The 24,441-nt window shown below is 30.6% G+C and carries 23 protein-coding genes; 12 read left to right on the top strand and 11 right to left on the bottom strand.

What is annotated here, in order from left to right; all coding sequences use genetic code 11:
- Nucleotides 1–195: 195 nt before the first annotated feature.
- The 5 genes from ABNT61_RS03870 to rmuC are packed head-to-tail and all read right to left on the bottom strand — an operon-like array spanning nucleotide 196 to nucleotide 5,021.
- Complete coding sequence (locus ABNT61_RS03870) at nucleotides 196–501, bottom strand: S-adenosylmethionine decarboxylase (RefSeq protein ID WP_348744933.1); 306 nt, start codon at nucleotides 499–501, stop codon at nucleotides 196–198.
- Nucleotides 502–503: 2 nt separating this feature from the next.
- On the bottom strand, nucleotides 504–2,060 hold the full coding sequence (locus tag ABNT61_RS03865; RefSeq protein ID WP_348744932.1) for a polyamine aminopropyltransferase: 1,557 nt from the start codon (nucleotides 2,058–2,060) through the stop codon (nucleotides 504–506).
- 1 nt (nucleotide 2,061) lies between these two features.
- Complete coding sequence (locus ABNT61_RS03860; protein ID WP_348744931.1) at nucleotides 2,062–2,961, bottom strand: DUF350 domain-containing protein; 900 nt, start codon at nucleotides 2,959–2,961, stop codon at nucleotides 2,062–2,064.
- A 6-nt stretch (nucleotides 2,962–2,967) separates the two neighbouring features.
- On the bottom strand, nucleotides 2,968–3,669 hold the full coding sequence (locus ABNT61_RS03855; protein ID WP_348744930.1) for a DUF4178 domain-containing protein: 702 nt from the start codon (nucleotides 3,667–3,669) through the stop codon (nucleotides 2,968–2,970).
- A 17-nt stretch (nucleotides 3,670–3,686) separates the two neighbouring features.
- A complete protein-coding gene (gene rmuC / locus ABNT61_RS03850; RefSeq protein ID WP_348744929.1) occupies nucleotides 3,687–5,021 on the bottom strand; it encodes a DNA recombination protein RmuC in 1,335 nt (444 codons plus the stop codon).
- Nucleotides 5,022–5,067: 46 nt separating this feature from the next.
- Between rmuC and ABNT61_RS03845 the strand changes: the two genes are divergently transcribed.
- Nucleotides 5,068–5,628 carry a 1-acyl-sn-glycerol-3-phosphate acyltransferase gene (locus ABNT61_RS03845; RefSeq protein ID WP_412766930.1) on the top strand — a complete coding sequence of 187 codons (561 nt, stop codon included), beginning with the start codon at nucleotides 5,068–5,070 and terminating at the stop codon, nucleotides 5,626–5,628.
- Between the two features lie 41 nt (nucleotides 5,629–5,669).
- On the opposite strand, the gene gcvT is transcribed toward ABNT61_RS03845, so the two are convergent.
- Nucleotides 5,670–6,752, bottom strand: a complete 1,083-nt coding sequence (gene gcvT / locus ABNT61_RS03840; protein WP_348744928.1) for a glycine cleavage system aminomethyltransferase GcvT — start codon at nucleotides 6,750–6,752, stop codon at nucleotides 5,670–5,672.
- A gap of 185 nt (nucleotides 6,753–6,937) precedes the next feature.
- Here gcvT and ABNT61_RS03835 point away from each other — a divergent pair, with 185 nt between their 5' ends.
- Nucleotides 6,938–8,581, top strand: coding sequence for a M1 family metallopeptidase (locus tag ABNT61_RS03835; RefSeq protein WP_348744927.1), 1,644 nt, complete (start codon nucleotides 6,938–6,940; stop codon nucleotides 8,579–8,581).
- A 72-nt stretch (nucleotides 8,582–8,653) separates the two neighbouring features.
- Here ABNT61_RS03835 and ABNT61_RS03830 read toward each other — a convergent pair whose 3' ends face one another.
- From ABNT61_RS03830 to ABNT61_RS03815, 4 genes are all read right to left on the bottom strand, one after another.
- Nucleotides 8,654–10,426 (bottom strand): long-chain fatty acid--CoA ligase, encoded by a 1,773-nt coding sequence (locus ABNT61_RS03830; RefSeq protein ID WP_348712189.1) that lies wholly within the window; start codon nucleotides 10,424–10,426, stop codon nucleotides 8,654–8,656.
- A gap of 228 nt (nucleotides 10,427–10,654) precedes the next feature.
- On the bottom strand, nucleotides 10,655–12,115 hold the full coding sequence (locus ABNT61_RS03825; protein ID WP_348744926.1) for a hypothetical protein: 1,461 nt from the start codon (nucleotides 12,113–12,115) through the stop codon (nucleotides 10,655–10,657).
- A gap of 297 nt (nucleotides 12,116–12,412) precedes the next feature.
- The gene (locus ABNT61_RS03820; RefSeq protein WP_348744925.1) at nucleotides 12,413–13,594 is read right to left on the bottom strand and encodes an aspartate aminotransferase family protein; all 1,182 of its coding nucleotides are present in this window, start codon (nucleotides 13,592–13,594) and stop codon (nucleotides 12,413–12,415) included.
- Nucleotides 13,594–15,225, bottom strand: coding sequence for an OstA-like protein (locus tag ABNT61_RS03815; RefSeq protein WP_348744924.1), 1,632 nt, complete (start codon nucleotides 15,223–15,225; stop codon nucleotides 13,594–13,596). The genes ABNT61_RS03820 and ABNT61_RS03815 overlap by 1 nt, the downstream gene beginning before the upstream one ends.
- Nucleotides 15,226–15,378: 153 nt before the next feature.
- Here ABNT61_RS03815 and ABNT61_RS03810 point away from each other — a divergent pair, with 153 nt between their 5' ends.
- The gene (locus tag ABNT61_RS03810) at nucleotides 15,379–16,134 is read left to right on the top strand and encodes a ThiF family adenylyltransferase (RefSeq protein WP_348712185.1); all 756 of its coding nucleotides are present in this window, start codon (nucleotides 15,379–15,381) and stop codon (nucleotides 16,132–16,134) included.
- Here the strand turns inward: ABNT61_RS03810 and ABNT61_RS03805 are convergent.
- A complete protein-coding gene (locus ABNT61_RS03805; protein ID WP_348744923.1) occupies nucleotides 16,131–16,892 on the bottom strand; it encodes a response regulator transcription factor in 762 nt (253 codons plus the stop codon). The genes ABNT61_RS03810 and ABNT61_RS03805 overlap by 4 nt on opposite strands.
- Nucleotides 16,893–17,061: 169 nt before the next feature.
- On the opposite strand from ABNT61_RS03805, the gene ABNT61_RS03800 reads away from it, so the two are divergent.
- The 9 genes from ABNT61_RS03800 (at nucleotide 17,062) to ABNT61_RS03760 (ending at nucleotide 24,440) form a co-directional block, all read left to right on the top strand.
- A complete protein-coding gene (locus tag ABNT61_RS03800) occupies nucleotides 17,062–17,712 on the top strand; it encodes a hypothetical protein (RefSeq protein WP_348712183.1) in 651 nt (216 codons plus the stop codon).
- A 40-nt stretch (nucleotides 17,713–17,752) separates the two neighbouring features.
- Nucleotides 17,753–20,155: an outer membrane beta-barrel protein gene (locus ABNT61_RS03795; protein ID WP_348744922.1), complete on the top strand. Its 2,403-nt coding sequence runs from the start codon at nucleotides 17,753–17,755 to the stop codon at nucleotides 20,153–20,155.
- Nucleotides 20,156–20,250: 95 nt separating this feature from the next.
- Nucleotides 20,251–20,409 (top strand): class I lanthipeptide, encoded by a 159-nt coding sequence (locus tag ABNT61_RS03790; RefSeq protein WP_348712181.1) that lies wholly within the window; start codon nucleotides 20,251–20,253, stop codon nucleotides 20,407–20,409.
- A 90-nt stretch (nucleotides 20,410–20,499) separates the two neighbouring features.
- Nucleotides 20,500–20,658 (top strand): class I lanthipeptide, encoded by a 159-nt coding sequence (locus ABNT61_RS03785; protein ID WP_348712180.1) that lies wholly within the window; start codon nucleotides 20,500–20,502, stop codon nucleotides 20,656–20,658.
- A 92-nt stretch (nucleotides 20,659–20,750) separates the two neighbouring features.
- Nucleotides 20,751–20,909, top strand: coding sequence for a class I lanthipeptide (locus ABNT61_RS03780; protein ID WP_348712179.1), 159 nt, complete (start codon nucleotides 20,751–20,753; stop codon nucleotides 20,907–20,909).
- A gap of 67 nt (nucleotides 20,910–20,976) precedes the next feature.
- Nucleotides 20,977–21,126 (top strand): class I lanthipeptide, encoded by a 150-nt coding sequence (locus ABNT61_RS03775; RefSeq protein ID WP_348712178.1) that lies wholly within the window; start codon nucleotides 20,977–20,979, stop codon nucleotides 21,124–21,126.
- Between the two features lie 24 nt (nucleotides 21,127–21,150).
- Nucleotides 21,151–22,296, top strand: coding sequence for a lanthionine synthetase LanC family protein (locus ABNT61_RS03770; RefSeq protein WP_348744921.1), 1,146 nt, complete (start codon nucleotides 21,151–21,153; stop codon nucleotides 22,294–22,296).
- Nucleotides 22,293–23,474, top strand: coding sequence for a lanthionine synthetase LanC family protein (locus ABNT61_RS03765; protein WP_348744920.1), 1,182 nt, complete (start codon nucleotides 22,293–22,295; stop codon nucleotides 23,472–23,474). The genes ABNT61_RS03770 and ABNT61_RS03765 overlap by 4 nt, the downstream gene beginning before the upstream one ends.
- A gap of 12 nt (nucleotides 23,475–23,486) precedes the next feature.
- Nucleotides 23,487–24,440 (top strand): LLM class flavin-dependent oxidoreductase, encoded by a 954-nt coding sequence (locus tag ABNT61_RS03760; protein ID WP_348744919.1) that lies wholly within the window; start codon nucleotides 23,487–23,489, stop codon nucleotides 24,438–24,440.
- Nucleotide 24,441 lies beyond the last annotated feature (1 nt).

Below are 24,441 nucleotides of genomic sequence, written 5' to 3'. Positions count from 1 at the left end.
ATTCATTTGTTAACGAATTTATTGTGAAATATTCAATTTAAAAAAGTAGAGAATCAACTAAATCGATTTCGTGTTGATAACTAAATCGATTTCATGATTTTTTAATGAGAAATAATAAAAAAATAAAGTAATAAAGTGGTTTTTATGTATTTCGAAACCGTTGTCGTTTTTCAATTTTACAATAAAACTTGGTTATTATAAACTTGATAATTCTTCTTTTAGTATTTGTAGTTTATTATTATTACAACTGCTTATTTGTAGATAGGTTTTTTCTTGGTCTGGAAACGTATGAATTGCAAGATGACTTTCTGCTAAAAGCCAAACTGCTGTATAACCTTTTACAGGAAAATGATGTTCGATAAAATTTACAATGGTAAACTTACTTTTTTCTAACATTAAAGCAATTTCACTTTTCAATTCTTCAGGATTTGATTGATTAATCCATAGATCAAAATGAAACATTTGAGCATCCAAGGCTATATATTCTTCTTTTCTTTTCATAACTAATAAATATCCCAGTTTCCTTTGTTATAATAATGATACAATACAGGATTACTGATTTGATTCGTTTCAAGTGAATCTAATTTGGTTTTACTGTAAAAATCCTTTCCAAATGATGTAATTAAACTCATACTTGAAGCATTCAACCATTTGGTAGGAATTATAGCTTCATCAAAGTTTCCTAATCGATTAATCATTTCATCTTTTGAAAGCGATGCTTTTGTTCCTAAAATCCAACCCCATTCTCCCATAGATAATACTTGATTATGAATCGGCAAAACGCTAAAGTTAGCCTGATTCATAGTTTGTTCTATACATTTATAAGCATATGGTGTATAATACGGACTTCCTGCTTGTGTAATTAAACCACCATTTGGAGTTAATTTTAATCTACATAACTCATAAAATTCTTTAGAATATAAGCGTGCTAGTTCTACATTTCTTGGGTCAGGTAGATCAATAATTATCAAATCAAAAAAATCTTGAGTTTCACTTACATATTTGAAACCATCTGTATTTATGATTTGTACTTTCGAATTCGTTAATGAATTATTGTTAATTTTAGTTAGTTCTGGTTCATTGATAAATAGATCAGTTAGTTTCTTGTCTAAATCAACCAAAGTAATCTTGTTGATAGATGGATATTTCAAAAGTTCTCTTGCGGCACAACCGTCACCACCACCAAGAATAAGTATGTTCCTAGGTTTGTTTAGGATTTGCATTATTGGGTGAACTAACACTTCATGATATAAGGGTTCATCAAAGGTTGAAAATTGTAAATTATCATTCAAATACAGCCAGTAATCCTTTTTCCATTTGGTAACTACTATTTTTTGATATATGGATTGTTCTTGAAAAACAATTTTGTCTTTATATTTTGTTTGTTCTCCGTAAAGAATGATTTTATTAGAAAATATAGTACCGATAATTAAAAGAACAACTATAAATCCAGCTGCACTATATAAAGTATTTTTCTCCTTCTTTTTGAGTTTATTTTTAAAGATAAAGAGTAGTAAAATGGCAACCATTAAATTTATGAAACCAAGTATAAATGGAGTATGAGATAATCCTAAATACGGTAAACCAATAAAAACAAAAAATAACCCGCCAATTAAACTTCCGTAGTAATCTTTTTCCAAGATATTAGCTACGTTTAATTTTAAAGACTGAAAATCTTCATTAAGCCGCATAGCTAGAGGTAATTCCATTCCTATGAGCATTCCCGTTAGAATAGCCATTGAATAAATGTAAATCGAAATATACTCCACCTGAGTAGCTAAATAATAAGTCGTAACCGCCGAAAACGAAACCAAAATAGATAATGCAAATTCGGTATAAATGAACAATTTAAATACATTACCATCGAACGATTTAGTAATTCTACTACCTAATCCCATGCTAAAAAGCATAAATGAAATTATTATTGACCATTGCTTTACAGAATCGCCAATAAAATAGGTAGATAATGTAGCAAAACAATATTCAGCCACAATACCAGATAATCCGGTTGCAAAAAGAGCGAGGAATAAAATTCGTTTTTTAAGCTTGGTTGATGCCATTTTACATACAGAAACTAATGATTATTGCACTTCCGATATAGGCAAAGGCTTCAATTAAAGCAGCTCCTTTATTTGGGATTTCTTGATTTACAATTTCATCTGTAAGATTACTTTTTGGAAGTATAACCTTTTCAACAAAAAGTCTTGATAACGGTAAAAGAATTATGGCTAAACCAAGGTGATAAGCAATATCTTCAAGAGCCGTTTCCCATGAATCTATATCTCCTTTTGAGGCAAATGAATATAAAAAAGCTACAGAAATTAGAATACTAGCATATACAATTCCTATGGCATTATTATCTTTTTGAATTTCTTTGATAAAATCATAAGAAACAACTTTTTTGTACACTTTTAGGAATATAAAGATGATGATTTGTCCTAAAGCCCAGAAAAACAAAAGGCTTAAAAAATCTGATGCATAATGACCTAATTCTCCATGTTCTGGAAATAGATTTATATTCCTTCCAGAAATGGCTCCGAAAATAATTAATCCAGATCCTATAAAGTTTGCAGCTTCAATAAATCCTGTTCCAACGTTTTCATCACGAATAACTTCACGGTAAAATTTGAACTTCTTTCCAAAGACAATTTTTTCATTGATTATAGATGATAAAATCAATAAGAAATTACCAAAAACGCTATAGAATAATATAAGAATAACATCTGTGAGTAAACCATGAGATTCTCCATGTAAAACACCTAAAAATATAATAGTAGTTCCAATAAAATAGCCTGTAGCTGTTACGGCAAAAGCTACATTATCCTTTATGGTAAGTTCGTTTTCAATATTAATTTTTCTATTCTTAAGCTTGAAGAATAATTTGGCAATTACAAACGAAATATAAAATAGTGTAACGTAAGTAACTGTATGTGTTAACCAAGTAATTGTATTTTCTTCCATAATCTTTTATTTTCCGAATCCTCTTGAGCTTCTTCCTCTATAATAATTATTACTATTTCTGTAAACCTTTGTGGAATCATTAGGATCTCTGTTACCATCCCAAGAATTACTAGAACATTTGTTCAGCAAAAAGGTCATTAACATGAATAAAGTAAATATTATACCAACAAAATATTTACTTATAAAGTCCCAAACAGAATCACTAGATATGAAGGTAGTTCGTTCTTGAATATTGGAGATTTGAGATTTTAAAATACTTATTCCTGTAGAAATTTCTATTTCGTCATCCCATAACTGAATAGCAAAGAATTTACTATCGTCGTCATTTGTATAATCTAAAGAATTTACACGTTCAGTTTCATAATCATAATGACATGTACCATCACATCTTTCATCGAAAGTATACGTTACATTCTTGTACTGAAATTGTTTTGGGAATTTTGCATTTCCAATAGAAACAAAGTCAGATTCTGTTTTAGAAATTGTTTTTAGAAATTGATTGATATCTGCAATTTTTTCCCAAAATGTAAAGCTCGTTTTCTGTTTACGAACAAACTCTAACATTAGGTAACGTACTTCACCTTTTTTATTTTTTGCTTGATATTCAGTAGTTTGAGAGCCGTCATCCCACTTTATCTTATAGATATCAGTAACTTTCCAAGTCTGTTTTTTATAATCAAATAAATAACCTCTTTTTAACTTTTGCATTTCATTTCAATTTTAGTTTATGAATCGTCACTAGCTCTTTCAATAATACTTTCTGGCAACGCTTTTTTGGCTTTGGCACCCATTTTCTTCAACTTTTCTACGCTAGTAATCAAGTTTCCTCTTCCTTCTACTAATTTGTTCATAGCTAAACTATAATCATTTTTAGTAGCATCTATTTTTTTTCCAATATTAATTAGATCTTTTAATAACCCTTCAAACTTATCATATAAAGCTCCAGCTTGTCTTGCAATTTCAATTGCATTACGTTGTTGCTTTTCATTGTTCCACATCGTATCAATGGTACGTAATGTAGCTAATAGAGTAGTAGGAGTAACGATTACGATATTCTTTTCGAACGCTTTGTTGTAAAGTGAATTATCTTCATTTAAAGCCACAGCGAAGGCTGGTTCAATAGGAACAAATAACAAAACAAAATCTGGTGATTCGATTTTATAAATATCTTCATACTTCTTTTCAGAAAGTTGATCTACGTGTCGTTTTAAAGAATTTGTGTGTTCTTTTAATAAACGTTCTTTTTCGCTATCGTCTTCAGAATTGACTAATTGCTCATAAGCAGTTAAAGAAACCTTACTATCAACAATCATTTTTTTGTTGTCTGGTAAATGAATAACAACATCAGGTAGAATTCGTTTTCCTTCATCATTAGTAAAAGATTGCTGAACAAAATACTCACGATCTTTTTCTAAGCCTGATTTTTCAAGAACACGTTCTAAAACTAATTCTCCCCAGTTCCCTTGAGTTTTACTATCTCCTTTTAATGCTTTCGTAAGATTTAATGTTTCCTTACTCATTTGAGCATTTAACTCTTTTAAACCAAGTATTTGTTGACGCAGTGCAGAATGGTAATCAATACTTTCTTTGTGAGTTTTGTCTACTTTTTCCTCGAAGTCTTTTATTTTCTTTTCTAAAGGATCAAGAATATTCTTAATATTCTCTTTATTCTGAGCCGTAAACTTGTTCGACTTCTCATCTAATATTTTATTCGCAAGGTTTTCAAATTCTTTAGTAAACTTCTCTTGAAGACCTTCAATTTCTTTTTTATTATCCTCAAGTTTGGCGTTAAGATTTTTCAACTTTACATCTTGTTCCGTATTTACTTTAATTAAGCTTTCTTTTTCACTTTGAATAAACTTTAGTTCATCTTTAAGCTCGCTAATTGCATTTTCACTTTCCTTTTTACTTTCTTGTAATAAGTTATTTCTTTCTGATAAGCTTGAATTGTTCTTTTCTAAAAAACTTGCTTTGTTTTTTTGAATAATATACCCCACAAGAAAACCTAGTATAACTCCTAGTAAACCAGTAAGTAAGATGTATAGCAATTGATCTGACATTCGATAAAAAATTAAAACGCTAAATTTACCGTTTTAAAGTCAATTTATGATACAACGCTTATCTAAATTTATATTCCATACGCTACTCGGTTGGAAATTAGTTGGAAATTTTCCTAAAGATCTTAAAAAGTATATTGTAATTGGAGCACCACATACCAGTTGGAAGGATTTTCCTATTGCTATTTTGGCAAGAACGGTTACAAAAATAGAGATCAACTATATAGGAAAAGCAGCTTTATTTAAACCACCTTTTGGTTTCATTTTTAGAAAACTTGGGGGAACACCTGTAGATAGAAGTAAGAGCACGAATTTGGTAGATGCAATTGTATCAATTTTCAATGAAAAGGAACAGTTTCGTTTAGCTTTATCTCCTGAAGGAACTAGACAATATACAGATAAATGGAAAACAGGTTTTTATTATATAGCAAAGGGTGCGAATGTGCCGATTGTTATGTTTGCTTTTGATTTTAAGAACAAACAAATTGTGGTTGCTGATCCATATGATTTAACAGATGATATGGAAAAAGATTTTGATCATTTTTTAGACTTTTATAAAGATATTGTACCTGCTAAACCAGAATTATTTAATAATAAAAACCTACTTTAAAAAGTAGGTTTTCTATTTTATTAATATGTAGTTTATTTTTACTATCCTTTATAAAAAGGCAACTTAACTACTTTAGCAGCTACTTGCTTCTTACGGATTTGAATTTTAATTTCAGAATCAACTTTAGAATTTTCTAAAGTAACATATCCTAAACCAATTCCTTTACTTAAACTAGGACTCATTGTACCAGAAGTAACATTACCAATAACAGATCCTTCAGTATCCACTATTTCATAATCCTTTCTAGGAATTCCTCTTTCTGTCATTTCAAAAGCGACAAGTTTGCGAGAAACACCTTCTTCTTTTTGTTGTTTTAAAGCTTCCGCATTAACAAAATCCTTAGTGAATTTTGTAATCCAACTTAAACCAGCTTCAATAGGAGAAGTAGTATCGTCAATATCATTTCCATATAAACAATATCCCATTTCTAAACGTAATGTATCACGTGCAGCTAAACCAATTGGTTTAATTCCCCAATCAGCTCCAGCTTCAAAAACATTTTTCCAAAGTTGTTCCACATCTTCATTTTTTACATAAACTTCAAATCCACCAGAACCGGTATATCCAGTTGCAGATACCACAACATTAGGAATTCCTGCAAAGTCTGTAATTTCGAAAGTATAAAACTTGATTGCAGATAAATCTACAGCAGTTAACGATTGCATTGCTTCCGCTGCTTTTGGTCCTTGAATTGCTAATAAAGACCAATCTTCAGAACGATTTTCCATTTCAACGTTCAAGTCGTTATGTTTTGAAATCCAATTCCAATCTTTTTCAATATTAGATGCATTTACAACTAACATATACTCGTTCTCAGAAATCATATAAATGATTAAATCATCTACAATTCCTCCTTCAGCATTCGGCATACAAGTATATTGAGCTTTTCCAGGAACTAATTTAGAAGCATCGTTAGTTGTAACTTTTTGAATTAAAGCCAAAGCATTTTCTCCTTTTAAGAAGAATTCTCCCATATGACTTACATCAAATACACCAACTCCATTTCTTACTGTTTCGTGTTCTATGTTTACTCCTTCGTATTGAACAGGCATATTATATCCAGCGAAAGGAACCATTTTTGCTCCTAAAGCTTCATGAACGTGCGTTAAAGCAGTGTTTTTCATTTGATTTGTTTGTTTAATGATACGTCAAAAATATTGAATCATTTTGTAAACACCTATAATCTTTTCAAGTATTCTGAAACAGAAAATTATAATGAGGATATATTGGATAAAATTAAGTTAGTATAGTAGATTATCTATTTTATCAAAAGAGTTATCTTAGATTTAAATTTCAATCAAAAATAACAATGAATAGATCAAGTTTTACAGTACTTTTTTGCACTTTATTCAGCCTGTTTTCATTTGGGCAAAATGGACTTTTTCAACATACTGAAACCTTTACTCGTCAAGACTCTTTAAGAGGAAGTATAACACCTGAAAGAGTTTGGTGGGATTTAACCTATTATCATCTTGATATTTCAGTAGATCCTGATAAGAAATTCATAAAAGGGAATAATGAAATTAAATATAAAGTATTAAACCCTTCTACAACGCTTCAGGTTGATCTACAAGAACCAATGAAGATAACTAAGGTAACGCAAAATGGGAAAGAATTAACTGTAAGATCAGAGGGAAATGCTCATTTTGTTAAGCTTAAAGAAAAACAAATAAAGGATAAAGAATATTCCATTGTTGTGTATTATGAAGGATTTCCTAGAGTAGCTAAAAATGCTCCTTGGGATGGTGGTTTTTCCTGGAGAAAAGATGGAAATGGAAACCACTTTGTGGCAACTTCTTGTCAAGGATTAGGAGCTAGTGTTTGGTGGCCTAATAAGGACCACATGTATGATGAAGTAGAAAGTATGGATATTAGTGTTCGAGTTCCAAGTAATTTGATGAATATTTCTAACGGTAGATTGCAGAAAGTTGATAAACATGATGATAATACAACTACATACCACTGGGGAGTTAAGAATCCAATTAATAATTACGGAGTAAATGTGAATATTGGTGATTATGTACATTTCGGTGAAAAATATAATGGAGAAGGAGGAGAATTAGATTTAGATTATTATGTTTTAAGAGATAACTTGGAAAAGGCAAAAGTTCATTTTAAAGATGCGCCTAAGATGATGAAAGCTTTTGAACACTGGTTTGGTAAATATCCGTTTTATGAAGATAGTTTCAAGCTCGTTGAAGTTCCTTATTTAGGAATGGAACACCAAAGTTCTGTTACCTATGGGAATAAATATATGAAGGGATATTTAGGAAGAGACTTATCTCGAACTGGTTGGGGATTAAAGTTTGATTTTATCATTATTCACGAAGCAGGTCATGAATGGTTTGCAAATAATATTACGAATAAAGATATAGCCGATATGTGGATTCATGAGAGTTTTACAGCATATTCGGAGAATTTGTTTTTAGATTATTATTACGGAAAGGAAGCTTCGGCTGATTATGTTATCGGAACAAGAGGATCAATAGCGAACGACAAGCCAATAATAGGTCAGTATGATGTAAATAGTGAAGGTTCTGGAGATATGTATTATAAAGGAGCGAATATGCTTCATATCATCCGTCAATTAGTAAATGATGACGAAAAATGGAGAAGTATTTTAAGAGGTTTAAATAAAGATTTTTACCATACAACTGTCAGCACTAAAGAAATTGAAGATTATATGATTAAAAAGTCTAAAATTGATTTAACTAAGGTGTTTGACCAATATTTAAGAACGATTAAAATTCCAGTTTTTGAATATAAAATAGAAGGTAAAAAACTTAAATATCGCTGGAATAATGTAGTGGAAGGATTTAATATGCCTGTAACTATTATAGCTAATAATAAAGAGATTTGTTTGAAACCAACAGAGAATTGGAAAACAAAGAAAATAGGTTCAAAAGAAATTGAAGTTGATAGAAACTTTTACGTGAAATCTAAAAAGATGTAAACAGAATAAATTTTAGAGTAATAAAAAAGCAGATGGATTTCCATCTGCTTTTTTATTTGTTGTATTTATCTTTTAAGCTCTGTCGTACATTTTTTCGTACAAATCAGTATAAATCTCTTTGATAATTTTACGTTTCATTTTCATAGTAGGAGTAAGGTGTCCACTATCAATAGTCCACTCTTCAGGAGTTAACTCAAAACGTTTAATCTGTTCCCACTTTCCGAAATTACAGTTACAATCATCAACTTCTTCTTGAAGTCTAGCGATAACCTTTTCGTTACTTACTAATTTTTTAGCATCAGAGAAGTCAATATCATTTCTTCGAGCCCATTCTGCAATGAAATCAAAACTTGGCTGAATAAGTGCTGTAGGCATTTTTTCACCTTCACCAACAACCATAACTTGCTCAATGAAACGAGATTGCTTTAATTTATCCTCTAATAAAGTTGGAATAACATATTTTCCACCAGATGTCTTAAACATTTCTTTAATACGTCCAGTAATACTTAAGAATCCATTTTCAACTTTACCCTTATCACCAGTGTGGAAATATCCATCTTTAATTACTTGGGCAGTTTTTTCAGGATCTTTGTAATATCCCATCATTACGTTTGGTCCTTTAACTAAAACTTCATCTTGTTCAGAAATTTTAACTTCAACACCATCAATAATTCGTCCAACAGTTCCGATATTAAAACCACCTTCACGCACATCATTTACAGATACTACAGGAGAAGTTTCTGTTAATCCATATCCTTCCATAACAGGCATTCCAGCTGCAGCAAATACTCTAGCTAAACGAGGTTGTAAAGCAGCACTACCTGAAACCATAATTTTTAATTCTCCTCCTAAAGCAGCTTGCCATTTCGAGAATATAAGTTTTCGTGCTAAACCTAATTGCTTTTCATACCACCATCCGTTTGCTCCGTATGGCTTATAATTTAATCCAAGTTCAATAGCCCAGAAGAATAATTTCTTTTTAATACCAGATAATTCAGTACCCTTAGCATAAATTTTATCATAAATTTTCTCATAAAGCCTAGGAACTGCAGTCATAACATTAGGCTTAATTTCTTGAGCGTTTTCACTTAGTTTTTCAATAGATTCTGCAAAATAAATTGAAATACCACAGTACTGATATAAGTATAAAATCATGCGTTCAAAAATGTGGCAAACAGGCAAGAAACTTAAACTTTTTCCTTGACCATGATCTACAGGAACTCTTTTTGAACTAGAAAGTACGTTAGATACAATGTTGTTGTGAGAAAGCATAACACCTTTGGGTCTTCCAGTAGTACCAGATGTATAAATTAGTGTTGCTAAATCTTCAGGTTTTACAGCATCCTTTCTGCTGTCAACTTCATTTTGATTACTTTCATCTTTTCCAAGTTCTAAAACTTCATTCCAGTTTTTCTCACCTTCAATTTCATCGAAAGTAAAAACTTCTTTCAGCTTAGTGTTCCCCTTAATTTGGTTTAACTTTTCAAGTATTGTAGTATCTGACACAAAACAATACGTAGCTTCTGAATGATTTAAAACATATTCGTAATCTTCTTTTGATATCGTAGGGTAAATTGGAACGTTTTGTGCTCCTGTTTGTAGAATACCGATATCACAAATATTCCACTCTGTACAGTTGTTTGTAGATATTACTGCTATTTTATCATTAGGCTGTACTCCTAATCTTAATAGTCCTCTACTAACGGCATTGGCTTTATCAATGTATTCTTTTGTTGAAATTGACTTCCAATTTCCGTTGTAATTTGTAGTTAGTGCTTTTTGGAGATTATACTTTTCCAACTGATAATAGGGAAAATCAAAAAGCCGCGTGATTTCAATCGACATATGTACCTTAATTTGTGACAAGCAAATTAAAAAAAATACCTTGGTTGTACAAAAATTGTTTTCTGCTGAATTACTGCTTTTTAGGTGCGTTTTTTAACAGTTTTATGATAGAGTTGTTCTGAAAAAGGAAAGTTCATAATAAAAACTATAAAAAGATGAGATTATCATTATGAAAAAAAAACACCCTGAAAAAACTCATTTTCAGGGTGATTATTGTGATTGTAGTAGTTATTGTTTTTTATCAAACTCTCGAATTAAAGCTTGAATTTTTTTGTTTTGTGCCGCGAATAATGCTTCATCAAAAGTTTGGTATGGATCAGGACGAATTACTGGCTTACCAGCACCGCTATCTAATAAGAAACTGAAATCCGTTCCGAATGTTGTTTGTCCCTGTCCGTGGCATCCCATACAACCTCCCATATTGAACTGTTTTCCATCAGAAATTACATTTTTGATTTTAGTATCGAAAGGATCTCCAAAAGAACCGTGAAAGTTTGTAAGTTTTAAGTCAGATTCAATTACAAAGTTTGCCATGAAGTAATTGTTGTCTGAAGTTCTATCTTTATAATCAATAGGGGTACCTTGAACACCAATCAATTGATAATATTGCCATTTAGATTTGCTGCTATTTGCTGCAATCATCTTTTGTACTTGAGTATTTACTTTTTGTAATGTTTCAGGAATAACTCTTTCAATTACAGGATTTAATCTGTGAGGATCAACATCGCTATATTGTTCACCATTAACAGTAACCGTATCAATTCCAATAGTTTGAACATCATTATTTCTTTCATCAACTTGTTCCCAAGAAGCGAATACGAAAGTTGGATGGTTTTGTGTTTTTCTGATAATGTGCATTCCAATTAAAGCAAATTGTTTTACATAAGCATTAGAGTATGTTTTATTACCAGCTACAGAATCCTTAAAGTAAACAGCTTCCTTTACCATATATCTTGAAGCATCATCTTTTTTAGGGTCTAATTCTCTGAAAGCCAATTTAATCTCTATAGCTCCTTCGTTATTAGCATCAGTAGAACAAGGCAAGCATACATAGCCATCGCTGGTATTTCCTTCTGAATCACACATTTGTTGTTTTGATAAACCTCTTAATCGAGATCTAAAAGAAGTACTGTCGTTACTTTTATCAATTGCTTTGTAAAGTTTTTTATCAGTTTGAAAGTTGTTCTTTAAGTAGTTATACTCAACTAAATTCGTTTTAGCTGCATATAATACTTCAAATTCATTTTTATGAGCAAAAACATATGCAGAACCAATTTCATTATCCTCATCAAGTACATTGAAATAATTATCTAATTGAACTGGATTCGTAACATTTACTGAAGTTGAATCCACAAATGTGTAATATGGAGATCCACTGCTTAAATCCTTTGTTCTTTTTCCGTTAGCAGGTCTTAATTCTGATCTATGAATATAAGTTTCCCATACACTTAAAAAATCAGCACCAGTATCATTAGTATACGTCCAAGTAGTATCTGGAGTTGTTCTTAAAGAATTTGTTTTCCAGCTTGATTTCCAATTTAATGCAAAAAATTCTTCCCAAGCGAACTTAGCAAGTTCTTCTTGACTAGCATTTACGGGTACATCAACAGGTAAATTGTATGAAATATTTATTTCTTGAATAGGTTCAAAAACAACTGCAGTTCCTTTATTAGTTGGTTTACAACTCATAAGAAGAATCACTGTCAATAACATATACAATGTTATTTTAAATTCTAAGTTTTGATTTTTTAAAGTCATGATCGAGTAGATTTTGTAGTTTATGAAGCTAAAATTAGATGATAAACCAATTGTTTACAGAGTCTTTTCCATAAGAGCATGGAATTAAATCATGAATGTAGTTTTGAAGGGAACAAAATAAATTGAGTGTAGTAAAAAAGAAAATCGGTTAGAAAAGATTATCTAACCGATTTCAATAGTCAATAATAAAATCCCCAATCAACTATATAAGTATAATTAGAACGCGTATTAGAGACTGATATTGTTTAAAATATTTGTTAAAGTTTCACAACCTTTTCTTAATTCTTCGTCAGAAATAGTAAGGGGTGGAGTGATGCGTACTGCACGTTTTTCATATAATAACCAGAATAAGATTAAACCTTGGTCTAATGCATTTAAAACAACATGATCTGCAATTTCAGAAGACTCCATTATTAACGCTAACATTAATCCTTTTCCTCTAATTTCTTTAATTCTAGGATGCTTTAAATATTTTCGAATTAATTGTTCTTTTCGTAAAGCTTCTTTATGTAAGTTTGAGTTTAAAATTTCATCAATTGTAGCATTCGCCGCAGCAGCAATAACAGGATGTCCACCAAAAGTCGTAATATGTCCTAGTTTAGGATTGTCCTTTAATGAATCCATTATTTCTTGAGATGAAATAAAAGCTCCAATTGGCATTCCGCCTCCTAAACCTTTACCAGTAATAAATATATCTGGAGTTACATTATAATTTTCAAATCCCCAAAAAGTACCTGTTCTTCCAACTCCAGATTGAATTTCATCCAATATTAAAAGTGCTCCAACCTCATCACATCTCTTTTTAACTTTATGTAAAAAGTCATTTTGTGGTTCAACAAAACCTGCGCCACCTTGAATAGTTTCTAAGATTACACCAGCTGTTTTCGTGGTGATTTTTTGCAGGTCATCTTCATTATTAAATTGTATAAATCTTGTTCCAGGAACTAACGGACGAAAAGCACTATTTTGTTGTTCTGCTCCGCATACACTCATGGCACCTGCTGTATTTCCATGATATGCATTATTAGCAGCAATAATCTCTGATCTTTTGGTAAATCTTTTAGCTAACTTTAATGCTCCTTCTGTTGCTTCGGTTCCAGAATTTACTAGATAAACAGAAGATAAAGATTCTGGTAGGGTAGAAGCCAGTTTCTTGCATAAATCTAATTGTGGTTCTTGAATAAATTCTCCATAAACCATTACATGAGTATATGTTTGAATCTGCTTTGTAATAGCATTGTTCACATTCTCATTGCAATGTCCAACACTATTTGCAGAAACACCTGCAACAAAATCCAAATGAGCTTTATTGTTTTTATCAAAAATGTAACTTCCTTTGGCATGTGAAATCTCAATAGCTAAAGGATGTGGTGTCGTTTGAGCCTGATATTTTAAAAAATCCTCTTTCACTATTCTTCTTCTAAATTCAGTTTACGTTTCTTTTTTCTTTTCTTTTTAAACTCGGTATTCAGAATAGCTTTCGCATTTTCAACCTCTGGTAGTTTTTTCTTAGGTTTTCGGGCTACTTTTTTGTCTTTTATAAAGATGTCTTCCATTTTTTTAGGTTGTTCATCTTCTCGCCATATAAAGCCTCTAAATTTTCTGTCTTCTTCTGGGAATTGTGAAGGAGGAAAGGTATTTCCTTCGGTTTTAGTAAAATATTTTGTTTGAACAACTTCATTGTTTTCAAGTAAAAACTCAATATCACTCGCTATTTCTTTAGTGATTGTTTCTAATTTTTGAGTTTCTTCATTTCTATTATAATATAAAGACTCTGCGTTTCCTTTAACAAGCATTAATCGTAAGTCGTTATCTTCAAACTTTCCAAAAATATTCCTTCCTTTTATTTGATTAAAATTATTAGAATCGAGTGAATCTTTTTGAATGATGAAAGAGTTTCTCAATACAAACAAAGAATCTAATTGATTTGTAGTTTGACTCGTTTTAAAGTGAATACTATCTCCTGTAATTTGACTTTTACCTGACCATAAAATAGGATCTACAAACATTTTTGTTAGTCCTGTTTCTTGATTCGTATGAATAGAATCACATTTACCTTGCAAATTCTCTTTAAAGATTTTGACGTTGTGATAGGTTCTAATAATTCGTTTTTCTGGTTTTCCTGTGACTAGAATTGTATCTCCATGAATATACAGAGAATCTTTTTCCATTATAGATATAGCAACGGGTTTCTTTATGATGAATAAAGAATCTTGTAGTTCAAATATTTCAGCATAGTTTCCTTTAACTACCATATTTTGAATAGTATCTATAACTTTAATTCTATTGGTAGCAGAAGCAAAACCTCTTTTTTTATCATAGTATAAACTATCAGCTTCTACGGTTTTATCTTTAGAAAAAAGTTTAGCATTTTTCACGAAATAAGAGATATCAGAATCAGTATCAAAGAATCCTCTCTCTGCATAAATTTTTGTGCTATCTTTTCTATTGAATACTGTTGATGGTCCGTATATATAGGCAAGATTGGTATTCGTATAATAATCTAAATGATCTGAATCAAGAATATTATCTGGATTCACAACATTCACTTTAGTTTTGGCAGTGAATTTCTTGTCTTCTAAATAATAGGTTCCTTTATTACTAGTAAGCGTATTTATTTTGTCTTTAATGATTCCTTTAGTTGGATAAAATAGAATTTGGTCAGTTCTATTAAAGTATAAGGTATCTGTAGACAACTTCATCTCTTTATCATTTACCTCAACATTTCCCCAAGACTTAGCAATTTTAGTATTCGCATCATAGTTGGCAAAGTCTGAATATTGTATTATACTATCTCCTTGTTCAATTACAACTTCTCCTAGTGCTTGGAATACATTTTTTTCTCTATATAAAAGTGCTCTTTTACAATCTAGTGTTGCACCTTCATGTGCTACCTTAACATTACCAATTAATATAGTAGCTCCAGGAAATCTACTTTCATCAACGGTTGAGATTTCAGAAGATAAAATCTGAATTTTTTTAGTTTGTGAATTAAGGTTGAAGGTTATGACAACCAGTAAAAAAAGAAGTATTCTTTTCAAGTTTTTAAATTTTGTTACGCAAAAATAACGAAAAGACTATGCCAAATTCTTAAATTATTATGAAAAAAGATTTTTTTGAAATAATTGATTAACTACACTTTTGTATAGTGGCTCGAGATATTTATAAATGTATTTTTGAAAAAAAACTTTTTGATGGAAGCCAGATACATTAGAAATAGAATTTATTTATCAGCAGAAGAACAGCAAAGAATTAAGAATGTTCCTATACTTTTAGGAGGATCAGGAATAGGAAGTGTCATAGCAGAATGTGCTCTCAGACTCGGTTTTGAGAATATTACAATTATAGATGGAGATCAAGTTGAACTATCAAATTTGAATCGACAGAATTATACAATTAATGATGTTGATAAAGATAAGGTCCAAGCATTACAAGAAAGATTACAATCTATAAATCCTGATGCTACGATTAACGTACATAATGAATTCTTAGATTCTGATAATGTAGAGTCGTTTATACAGAATTATGAAATAGCTATTAATGCATTAGATTTTACTTCTGACATTCCTTTAGAATTTGATAAGCTTTGTCAAAAGAATAACATTACTGTTTTACATCCGTATAATTTAGGATGGGGTGGAGTAGTTGCTGTTATAACTCCAGATGGCTTAACCTTAGAATCTATAGCTAAACCAAATGAAAAGTTTAACGAAATTCAAATGGTAAAATACATTACGAATTACATGAAATTTTGGGGCGAACCTCAGGAATGGATTGAAAATGTATTAGATCAATATTTAAATGAGAAGGAGACATTATCTCCTCCTCAATTATCAATAGGTTCTTGGGTTGTTGCAAGTATGTGTGTACATTTAATGTACAATGTGGCTACTCAAAAAGAAATCAAGAAGTTTCCTGAGTTCTATTTCTCTTCAATACATATGGATTAGATAAGCTTATTATTTGTAGCAAATACTATTGCTTCAGATATATTAGCAACTTCTAATTTATCGAAGAGTTTTTTACGATGAAATTTTACTGTATCTGGCGAAACGAAAATTGCTTTGGCAATATCGTTTATAGTAAATCCTCGTACCGAGTATCTCAACACTTCTTTTTCTCGTGTTGTTAAACTAATCTTTTCTTCCTCTTTCCAAAACTCCTCTTCAAGATTATACTTAAAGATTTTATTCTCTCCTTTTTTATACACTTTTATATTTCCAGAGTTTTGCTCATTAGATAAGGAAATAATACAGATAGCCTTCCAAAGCTTACCAGTTCTTGTTAAAAATAAAGGAGTAAGTTTCTGATTTATTAAAATCTTCTTTCCTTCTTTATTCTTTAAATGAAAGTCATAGGAAATTGTATAGTCTAATCGTTCTTCAACAGGAAGCTGTTCATAGAAGTCAAATCCAACAGTGTTTATCTTTAATAATAAATCAAGATCTTCTTCTATTACATATTTAAAATAGAAAGCATATCCCATTTCTTCAACTTCTTCTGGTGTATGACCGGATAAAAATAAAGGATTCTCAGAAACGTATTCAAATCCTTTCTTTTCATAATCTATAATGTATATGCTTTTATACGTAGTTCTGGCAAATGCTCTAATTGGCGCCAGATAATTTTTAGTTTGATTTATATCCTCTTCAGAAATAGCATTAATACTATTTTTCAAGGAAAAGAAATCATTCACATTCTTATCCATTTCGGCTTTTAAATTTCGGGTGACAATCAAATTTAATGAAACTTCTCAATAAAACAATTAAAAACTACACAAAAGGGTAGAATTGCCTTGTAAAATGCAGGACTACCCTTTTGTGTAACGCTAAGGCTTTGATTCATAAGTAGCTTTGAAAGTGTAAAAAATATCAACCATGCTACTAGAAAACAATTTTATTAACAAAGAAAGAAACAAAATAATGGATTTAGCTGAATTCGTTGTTTTGGAAAACTACAAACATCATTCAAACGGAAGTTTACCGATTAACTATTATGAAAGCATTGAAGCTTTATATAATGAAGAAGTGAATTACATGGATAATTCAGAGGTATTCATCTCAAGAAATGCTTACGGAGAAATTCTTGGAACAATTAGAGTTTTAAAATGGAACTATAAAACGAAGTTACCATTAGAGAAAATCTTTGGAATTAGTCCTTTAGATATTACAGGAAACACAGTGTTAAAGTCAATTTGGCACATTGGACGTTTCGCAATTAAAAAGGATGTTAGAAATATCAATTTATTAAAAAAATTAATGGTTCAAGCGATTGCACCAATATGTAAAAATAAGAACTCAATTGCTTTTGCAGAATGCGATAGTAAATTATTAAGGATTATGCTGGCTATGGGGATTAAAGCCACTGTAATTGGAGAATCTGTAAACTATTTAGGGTCTGAAACTATTCCTGTATGTATGACTTATGAAGGATTAATCGATTTCTACAACGATAATAAGAAATTATTACTTCATACAGCTGAAATCAAAACTCATCAGTTCAATTTAGCTCAAAAGAATTTAGCTTAAAAACATACCCCGAAAATCTCATACCTAAAGAATTTAAATTATGAAAATCATACACTTTATATCAGTTTTATTGTTATGCCTAAATGTTGCTTTCGCACAAACTATTGAAGGAAAAGTAGTGGATTCAAAGAATGAACCTATAAGTTTTGCCAATGTAGTTGCACAGCAAGTATCCGATAATAAAATTGTAGGAGGTGTTGTGACTGATGAAGAAGGTAATTTTAGTCTGAAAGTTAAATCTGGTAATGAATATTATGTAATTATAAGTTTCATAGGATTTGAAAAGAAAACTATTGATTATTCCACGCTCCAAGATAAATCCAATCTCGGTATAATTGTCCTCAAAGAGTTAGATAATAAGTTAGATGAAGTTGTTATTGAAGCGAGGAAACGCTTAATAACCAGAAAAAGTGATCGACTTGTATTTAACGTAGCACAATCCTTGTCTTCAAGTGGAGGAGATATGCTTGATGCACTTCGTGTAACACCTGGAATAAAAGTACAGAATGATGAACTTTTTATGATAGGAAAAGACAACTTACGTGTTATGATTAATGGGCGTTTGCTTAAAATTCCACAGCAAGAAGTATCTAACTTTTTAAGTTCCATCTCAGCCGATGATATTAAAAGTATTGAGGTAATAACAAATCCTCCTGCTAAATATGAATCAGAAGGTAATAGCGGATTAATCAATATTATCTACAAAAAAGGAAGAAGAAACTCATGGCGAAGTAGAATACGTGGAGTATATACTCAAGCTACTTATGGTAGAGGAAGTTTAAGTGGAAACTTTAATTATCAAAAAGATAAGTTTGCTTTATCAAGTAACTTATACTATACCAATGGATCGAAACTTATCACAGATACAAACAGATTTTTCTTTCCAACAGAAACTTGGGAAGGAACTTATCCAAGAAGATATTTTAGCGAGCCATCAATTAGTGCGAGATTATCTCTAGACTATAACTTTACTAAGGACTTCCTGATTGGTGCTCAATACCTAACAACATACGGAAGATTTAGAACTGTAAATCGAAATGATAGAGTAAATGTGTTCGATAATACTACAAATGCATTATCAAGAACCATAAGAACAACTTCTAATAATTTGGAAGAAACGCCAACACATTCATTGAATCTACATACAGAGTTCAAAGTAGATAGTATAAGCAAAGTTGAAATCAATTTAGATTACTTCAATTATACAAATGATCAAGAGAGAACTTATAACACGTTTAGTGAAGTTAACAATACAGTAACTCCTGGAAGTTTAGATATAGGGAATAATGTTGGAGACCAAGACATCGATAACTACTCACTAAGAATGGATATTGAATCTCCTTTAAAATGGGCGAAATTTAGCTACGGAGGTAAATTATCTTTTACTAAGACGAACAATGCTCTAGCGTTTTTCGATCTAACCTCTGGAACTCCTGTTCAAGATGCGAATAGAACAGATATGTTTACTTATAAAGAGAATACACAAGCGCTTTACTTTTCTCTTGAAAAAATGTTAAGTCAACAGTGGATTATAAACGGAGGATTGCGTTTTGAGAATACACAAACAGAAGGTAACTCAACAAGTTTAAGTCAGATTGATATTAACGATTACAGTAGAATATTTCCAACGTTAAATGTAAACTACATTGCTAATCAGAGTAATATATTCTCTTTAGCCTACAATCAAAGAATCAATAGACCTTCATTTGAGTTTTTAAATCCTTTTGAAAATGTTCAAAATCCATTTACGATTATTAGAGGAAATCCATTCCTACAACCATCATTTTCAGATAATTTATCATTGACTCATATTTACAAACAAAAATTAGTTAGCTCATTATACTTCTCTAAAGTAACTGACGGGTTTCAACAGTTAGCTCAAGTTGATCCAGTAACTAATATTCAGGAAATATCTCCTCAAAACTATTATGAAACTGTAAAAATCGGATTAACTGAATCATACACTTTCTCGAAGTGGAAATGGTGGGAAAGCGTAAACATACTAGATGTTCATTATAGTGATGCTACTTCTTTGGTAGACTTTACAAATGCAGGAGAGAGTGGATTCAATACGTACATAGCTACAAATAACAGTTTCGTATTAGATAGTAAGAAGAGAGTAATGGCTAGTGCAAATTTCTGGTATGCATTTCCAGGAGTGTATGACATCTACACAACTTCAGCAACCTCAAATTTAGATTTAAGCTTAAAGTTCTTTTTCATGAATAAAGACTTGCAACTAGGACTAAACGCTTATGATGTTTTTAGAGGTCAAAGAGTAAGAGTTGAAGGGGTTACTAATGATGTAAACGTATCATTCAGAAATTACTACGATACACAAAGTTTCAGGATATCATTATTGTACAAGTTTGGTAATAAGAAAGTACGTGTAAAGCGTAAAAAATTCGGAAATCAAGACGAAAAAGACAGAACAAAAGATTAGAAAATATTAAAAATATTGTTTGCAAACATAGTCTGATAAGAGTTTAGGACTTTAAATAAATAACTCATAATCAAATACATTAAAATTTAAATAAAATGAAGAAAATTAAATTAACTAAAGGGTTACAGATCAACAAAGAAGCAGTAAGCAAATTACAAGAAGATCAAATGTCAGAAGTAAAAGGAGGTAAAGCAGCTTTATCTTGTTTATGGAGTTCTTGTAACGGAAGTAGCGAAGAGAAATTAGAGCTATAATCAGAGTTTAAACTCATCGGGTAGAGGCTCATTATTAACACATACTTTACCCATTTATCAAATAAATATTCACACTTAAATTTAAACAAAATGAAGAAAATTAAATTAACTAAGGGATTACAAATCAACAAGGAAGCAGTAAGTAAATTACAAGAAGATCAAATGTCAGAAGTAAAAGGAGGTAAAGCAGCTTTATCTTGTTTATGGAGCTCTTGTAACGGAAATAGCGAGGATAAAATCGACATGTAAGATTTTATCAAACTTACTGGGTAAAGATCCCAATTAACAAATCATTCTTTACCCATTTTTTAAAAATTATTCACACTTAAAATTAAAACAAAATGAAGAAAATTAAATTAACTAAGGGATTACAAATCAACAAGGAAGCAGTAAGTAAATTACAAGAAGATCAAATGTCAGAAGTAAAAGGAGGTAAAGCAGCTTTATCTTGTTTATGGAGCTCTTGTAACGGAAGCAGCGAAGACAAGATCGATATGTAATAGAAAGGATAAGGATAGGGATTGGGTGATAATTTTCCTTATCCTTTTCTTTCCCAAAAAATTAGAGATGAAGAAAATTAAATTAAACAACAAGCTAAATCTTCAGAAAGAGGCTTTAGTAAAGCTTCAAGATGAACAACTAAGCTCTGTAAAAGGAGCAAAAGGAAGACCACTTTCATGTTTGTATTTAACATGTAATGGTGGAATAGAGGAATAACAAAATATAATTCTACTTCATAAATTGGAAACACTAGAAAAAATACAAGATTGTCTACAGAAAGATACCCAGCTTAATGGTATTGGTGTGAGTAATGGACTGTTAGGAAAATCCTTATTCTATTACTATAACTACCTGTATACTCAGAAAGAAGAATGGTTAGAAAAATCTATTGGTTTAATAGAGGATTCTCTTGAAATGCTTACTGATAATTATACAAGTATATCACCTCAAAAAGATATTATAGAAGCTGGAATCTACTTAAACATCTTATTCAAAAATAATGTATTAGCAAATGAAGTAGAATTTATTTTAAATGATCTTAATTCTTTAATTGATGAAATATTCACCAATCAATTAAAAGATGAAAATTTAGATAGCATCACAGGAGTTTTTGCTCCAATTCAATATTACTTCGTCTCAGAAAAAATAAGTAATGAAAAACTAAACCAAGTATTAGATTTAGTAATAGATAAAGCTATTGAAAATGAAAATCAAGCGTATTGGTTATTTGACTTAAGATCACCTGAAAATTCATACGTAGAATTAGGATATAATCACGGTGTTGCAGGAGTTATTTCTTTTTTAATTGATTGTTATGCACATAACGTTAGAAAAGAAGAGTGCAAAAACTTAATATCAAAAGGACTTAATTTTCTAGAGAAACACCTAGATAGAGATCATACCTGTTGGTTTCCTCAAACAGCTAATAAAAACAATAAACTTCAGTACCACAATTTGTCTTACGGAGATTTAGGTATTGGTTACACTTTCTACAGAGCAGGAAACGCCTTAAAAAATTCGTATTGGACGGAATTAGGAATAGAGGTTCTAGAGAATGCTGCAGAATATAAAGATGATAATGATAACCATATTAGAGATGCGAATATGATCTACGGAGCGTCAGGCTTATACGCATTTTTCGATATGATGTATCGTTTGACTTCTAAAAATGCATTCAAAGAATCAAAAGAATACTGGTTCCAGAAGATTTTAGACAAAGGAAATAATAATACTGTTTGGGCAGGATACGATACTTACTATAACGGTATTTACGATTTTGCTCAATTAGGAATTTCACAAGGAATATTAGGAATTGGCTTAACGCTGTTATGTAAGGAATTAGACATTAAAAACGAATATCTCAACTTTTTAAACTTCAGAAAATGATAACGGAAGAAAACATAACTATAGATAAAATTATAAACGATTACAATTCAAAGATTTTGTCCTACCCTGTGAATGAATTATCAGGAGGTTTAGTTCAAGGTAAACTGGGAGTTTTATATTACTTGATGTTCGTATACATGGATACTAAAAAGGTAGTTTACTTTGATAAGATTACAGATATTCTAATGGATATTTTTAATTCACTTCAAAACCCAGAAGGTAGTGATTTACTAAACGACTCTTCTTATGCAGAAGGAATTTCAGGATTAGGTTTTGTAATAACCAAATTGATAGAAAATGATTTGTTAGATGAGGAGTATAAAGAGCAAATTCCAGTTTTAAGTCAGATTGCATATGCGTATGCAATTAAGATGATTGATATTGATAATTATGATTTTTTACATGGATCGATAGGTGTATTATTATTCTTATTAAAAGTAAAAAATAAAGAGTTATTTAATGGAATAGTTGATAAGCTTCATCAAAAGTCAAAAGAGTCTGTATTACTTTTTAGTACGATTTCAGACAATCCATATATCAGTGATATTAACTTTGGATTTCCTCATGGTTATTTATCAACTATAAAAATATTAAACGATGCTAAAAAAGCATTCGGAGCACAAAACGTTTATGATGCAATTATAGATAAGTGCATCACTAAAATCATGAAACACATAAATACCAATTACAAAGTTGATGGTATTCATATCATAAAACCCCATAAAGTTTATTTAGATGAAGGTAAGTTAATCGAGCACCAAAATAATCGTTTAGCATGGTGTAATAGCGATTTAAGCTTGATTTTCTTACTTTCTAAAATAGACTTATGCACTAAAAATACTCAGTACAATGAGTTAATAGAACTAATTGGTGAAAATGTAATTAAACGAAAAGAAATGAATGTAACCGGAATCGAAAATCACCATTGGTGTCATGGTTCTTCAGGCGTTGCTCAATTATTTTCAGAATTACACTCACTTTTAGGAGATACAAAATACTTAGAAGCTCACGAATATTGGATCAATAGAACTGTTCAATATTTAAAAGAAGGAATATTGAATGAACTTACAGAAAGAGATATGTCTTTATTCTATGGTAAACTCGGAGCTTTACTAGTACTTCAATCATATCAAAAGGACTTTACTACTGAGTGGAAAGAAGCCTTTTTAATCAACTAAAAAAACAATATAATGGAAAATATTAAGATAGGTCTTATCGATTTAGGTCAAAGAGACGATGCAACAAGTTTAGAAATTATAGAGCAAATGATTGAATATGCTGTTGAAGCAGATTCAGCTGGATTTAACCGATTTTGGTTAGCAGAACATCATTATGCACATGTTAAAAATCATCCCTATACGAATCCAGATATATTGTTACCAATTTTAGCTGGAATGACAGATCAAATCAAAGTTGGTTCAGCAGGAGTGTCATTATCATTATATTCTCCTTATGCAGTTACGTGTAACTACAAGTTGTTATCTAATTTATATCCAAATAGAATTGATTTAGGCTTATCTAAAGGTTTACCAGATAGTAAGAAAATTGCAGAATTAGCTCATCCAGGTTTATCTAGAAAAACGAACCGAGATATTTTCAATAAGAATTTAGAGGTAATCTCTGATCTATTAGAAAATGAAGATGAGAACTTAAATAATAATCAAATTCTAATTCCACCGTTTAAAGGATCTAAGCCAGAGTTATGGTATTTATCTACATCTTTCAATAGTTATAAGGAGGCAATTAAATACGGAACGAATTATTGTGTTTCTCTTTTTCACAATTTCGGTCAATCAAAAGAATTTGATAAAGAACAAATAGCAACATTTAAAGAAGAGTTTTATGCTGCGCACGGACGTTATCCTAAAATTGTGATTTCTATTGCCTTTTTAATGGCTGATACTATAGAAGAAGCGAAGTTCAAAGTAGATGAAATGACAGCATATGCAAGAAGTCTTTCTGCAGAAGCATTTATTATAGAACCTGTAACAGCAGAAAGTTTACAAGAGATTACACAAAGATACTATGATGAATATGGTTTAGATGAATTTGTGTTTTATGATGTGGCTGGAACCCACAAAGAGAAATTAGAAAACCTTCATGCAATTGCAGAGAAATTCCAAATGTTAACACCAGTTTATTAAT

The organism is Tenacibaculum sp. 190524A05c, assembly GCF_964036595.1.
Classification (GTDB): domain Bacteria; phylum Bacteroidota; class Bacteroidia; order Flavobacteriales; family Flavobacteriaceae; genus Polaribacter; species Polaribacter platacis.
This window is presented reverse-complemented; position numbering and strand designations above follow the sequence as displayed.

Coding starts and splice junctions, on each gene's coding strand:
- ABNT61_RS03760 (WP_348744919.1), top strand. CDS start 23,487: ATGGAAAATATTAAGATAGGTCTTATCGATTTAGGTCAAAGAGACGAT.
- ABNT61_RS03830 (WP_348712189.1), bottom strand. CDS start 10,426: ATGTCGATTGAAATCACGCGGCTTTTTGATTTTCCCTATTATCAGTTG.
- ABNT61_RS03805 (WP_348744923.1), bottom strand. CDS start 16,892: ATGGATAAGAATGTGAATGATTTCTTTTCCTTGAAAAATAGTATTAAT.
- ABNT61_RS03870 (WP_348744933.1), bottom strand. CDS start 501: ATGAAAAGAAAAGAAGAATATATAGCCTTGGATGCTCAAATGTTTCAT.
- ABNT61_RS03785 (WP_348712180.1), top strand. CDS start 20,500: ATGAAGAAAATTAAATTAACTAAGGGATTACAAATCAACAAGGAAGCA.
- ABNT61_RS03825 (WP_348744926.1), bottom strand. CDS start 12,115: ATGAGTTGTAAACCAACTAATAAAGGAACTGCAGTTGTTTTTGAACCT.
- ABNT61_RS03795 (WP_348744922.1), top strand. CDS start 17,753: ATGAAAATCATACACTTTATATCAGTTTTATTGTTATGCCTAAATGTT.
- ABNT61_RS03860 (WP_348744931.1), bottom strand. CDS start 2,961: ATGGAAGAAAATACAATTACTTGGTTAACACATACAGTTACTTACGTT.
- rmuC (WP_348744929.1), bottom strand. CDS start 5,021: ATGTCAGATCAATTGCTATACATCTTACTTACTGGTTTACTAGGAGTT.
- ABNT61_RS03780 (WP_348712179.1), top strand. CDS start 20,751: ATGAAGAAAATTAAATTAACTAAGGGATTACAAATCAACAAGGAAGCA.
- ABNT61_RS03800 (WP_348712183.1), top strand. CDS start 17,062: ATGCTACTAGAAAACAATTTTATTAACAAAGAAAGAAACAAAATAATG.
- ABNT61_RS03765 (WP_348744920.1), top strand. CDS start 22,293: ATGATAACGGAAGAAAACATAACTATAGATAAAATTATAAACGATTAC.
- ABNT61_RS03810 (WP_348712185.1), top strand. CDS start 15,379: ATGGAAGCCAGATACATTAGAAATAGAATTTATTTATCAGCAGAAGAA.
- ABNT61_RS03845 (WP_412766930.1), top strand. CDS start 5,068: ATGATACAACGCTTATCTAAATTTATATTCCATACGCTACTCGGTTGG.
- ABNT61_RS03855 (WP_348744930.1), bottom strand. CDS start 3,669: ATGCAAAAGTTAAAAAGAGGTTATTTATTTGATTATAAAAAACAGACT.
- ABNT61_RS03775 (WP_348712178.1), top strand. CDS start 20,977: ATGAAGAAAATTAAATTAAACAACAAGCTAAATCTTCAGAAAGAGGCT.
- ABNT61_RS03790 (WP_348712181.1), top strand. CDS start 20,251: ATGAAGAAAATTAAATTAACTAAAGGGTTACAGATCAACAAAGAAGCA.
- ABNT61_RS03865 (WP_348744932.1), bottom strand. CDS start 2,060: ATGGCATCAACCAAGCTTAAAAAACGAATTTTATTCCTCGCTCTTTTT.
- ABNT61_RS03835 (WP_348744927.1), top strand. CDS start 6,938: ATGAATAGATCAAGTTTTACAGTACTTTTTTGCACTTTATTCAGCCTG.
- gcvT (WP_348744928.1), bottom strand. CDS start 6,752: ATGAAAAACACTGCTTTAACGCACGTTCATGAAGCTTTAGGAGCAAAA.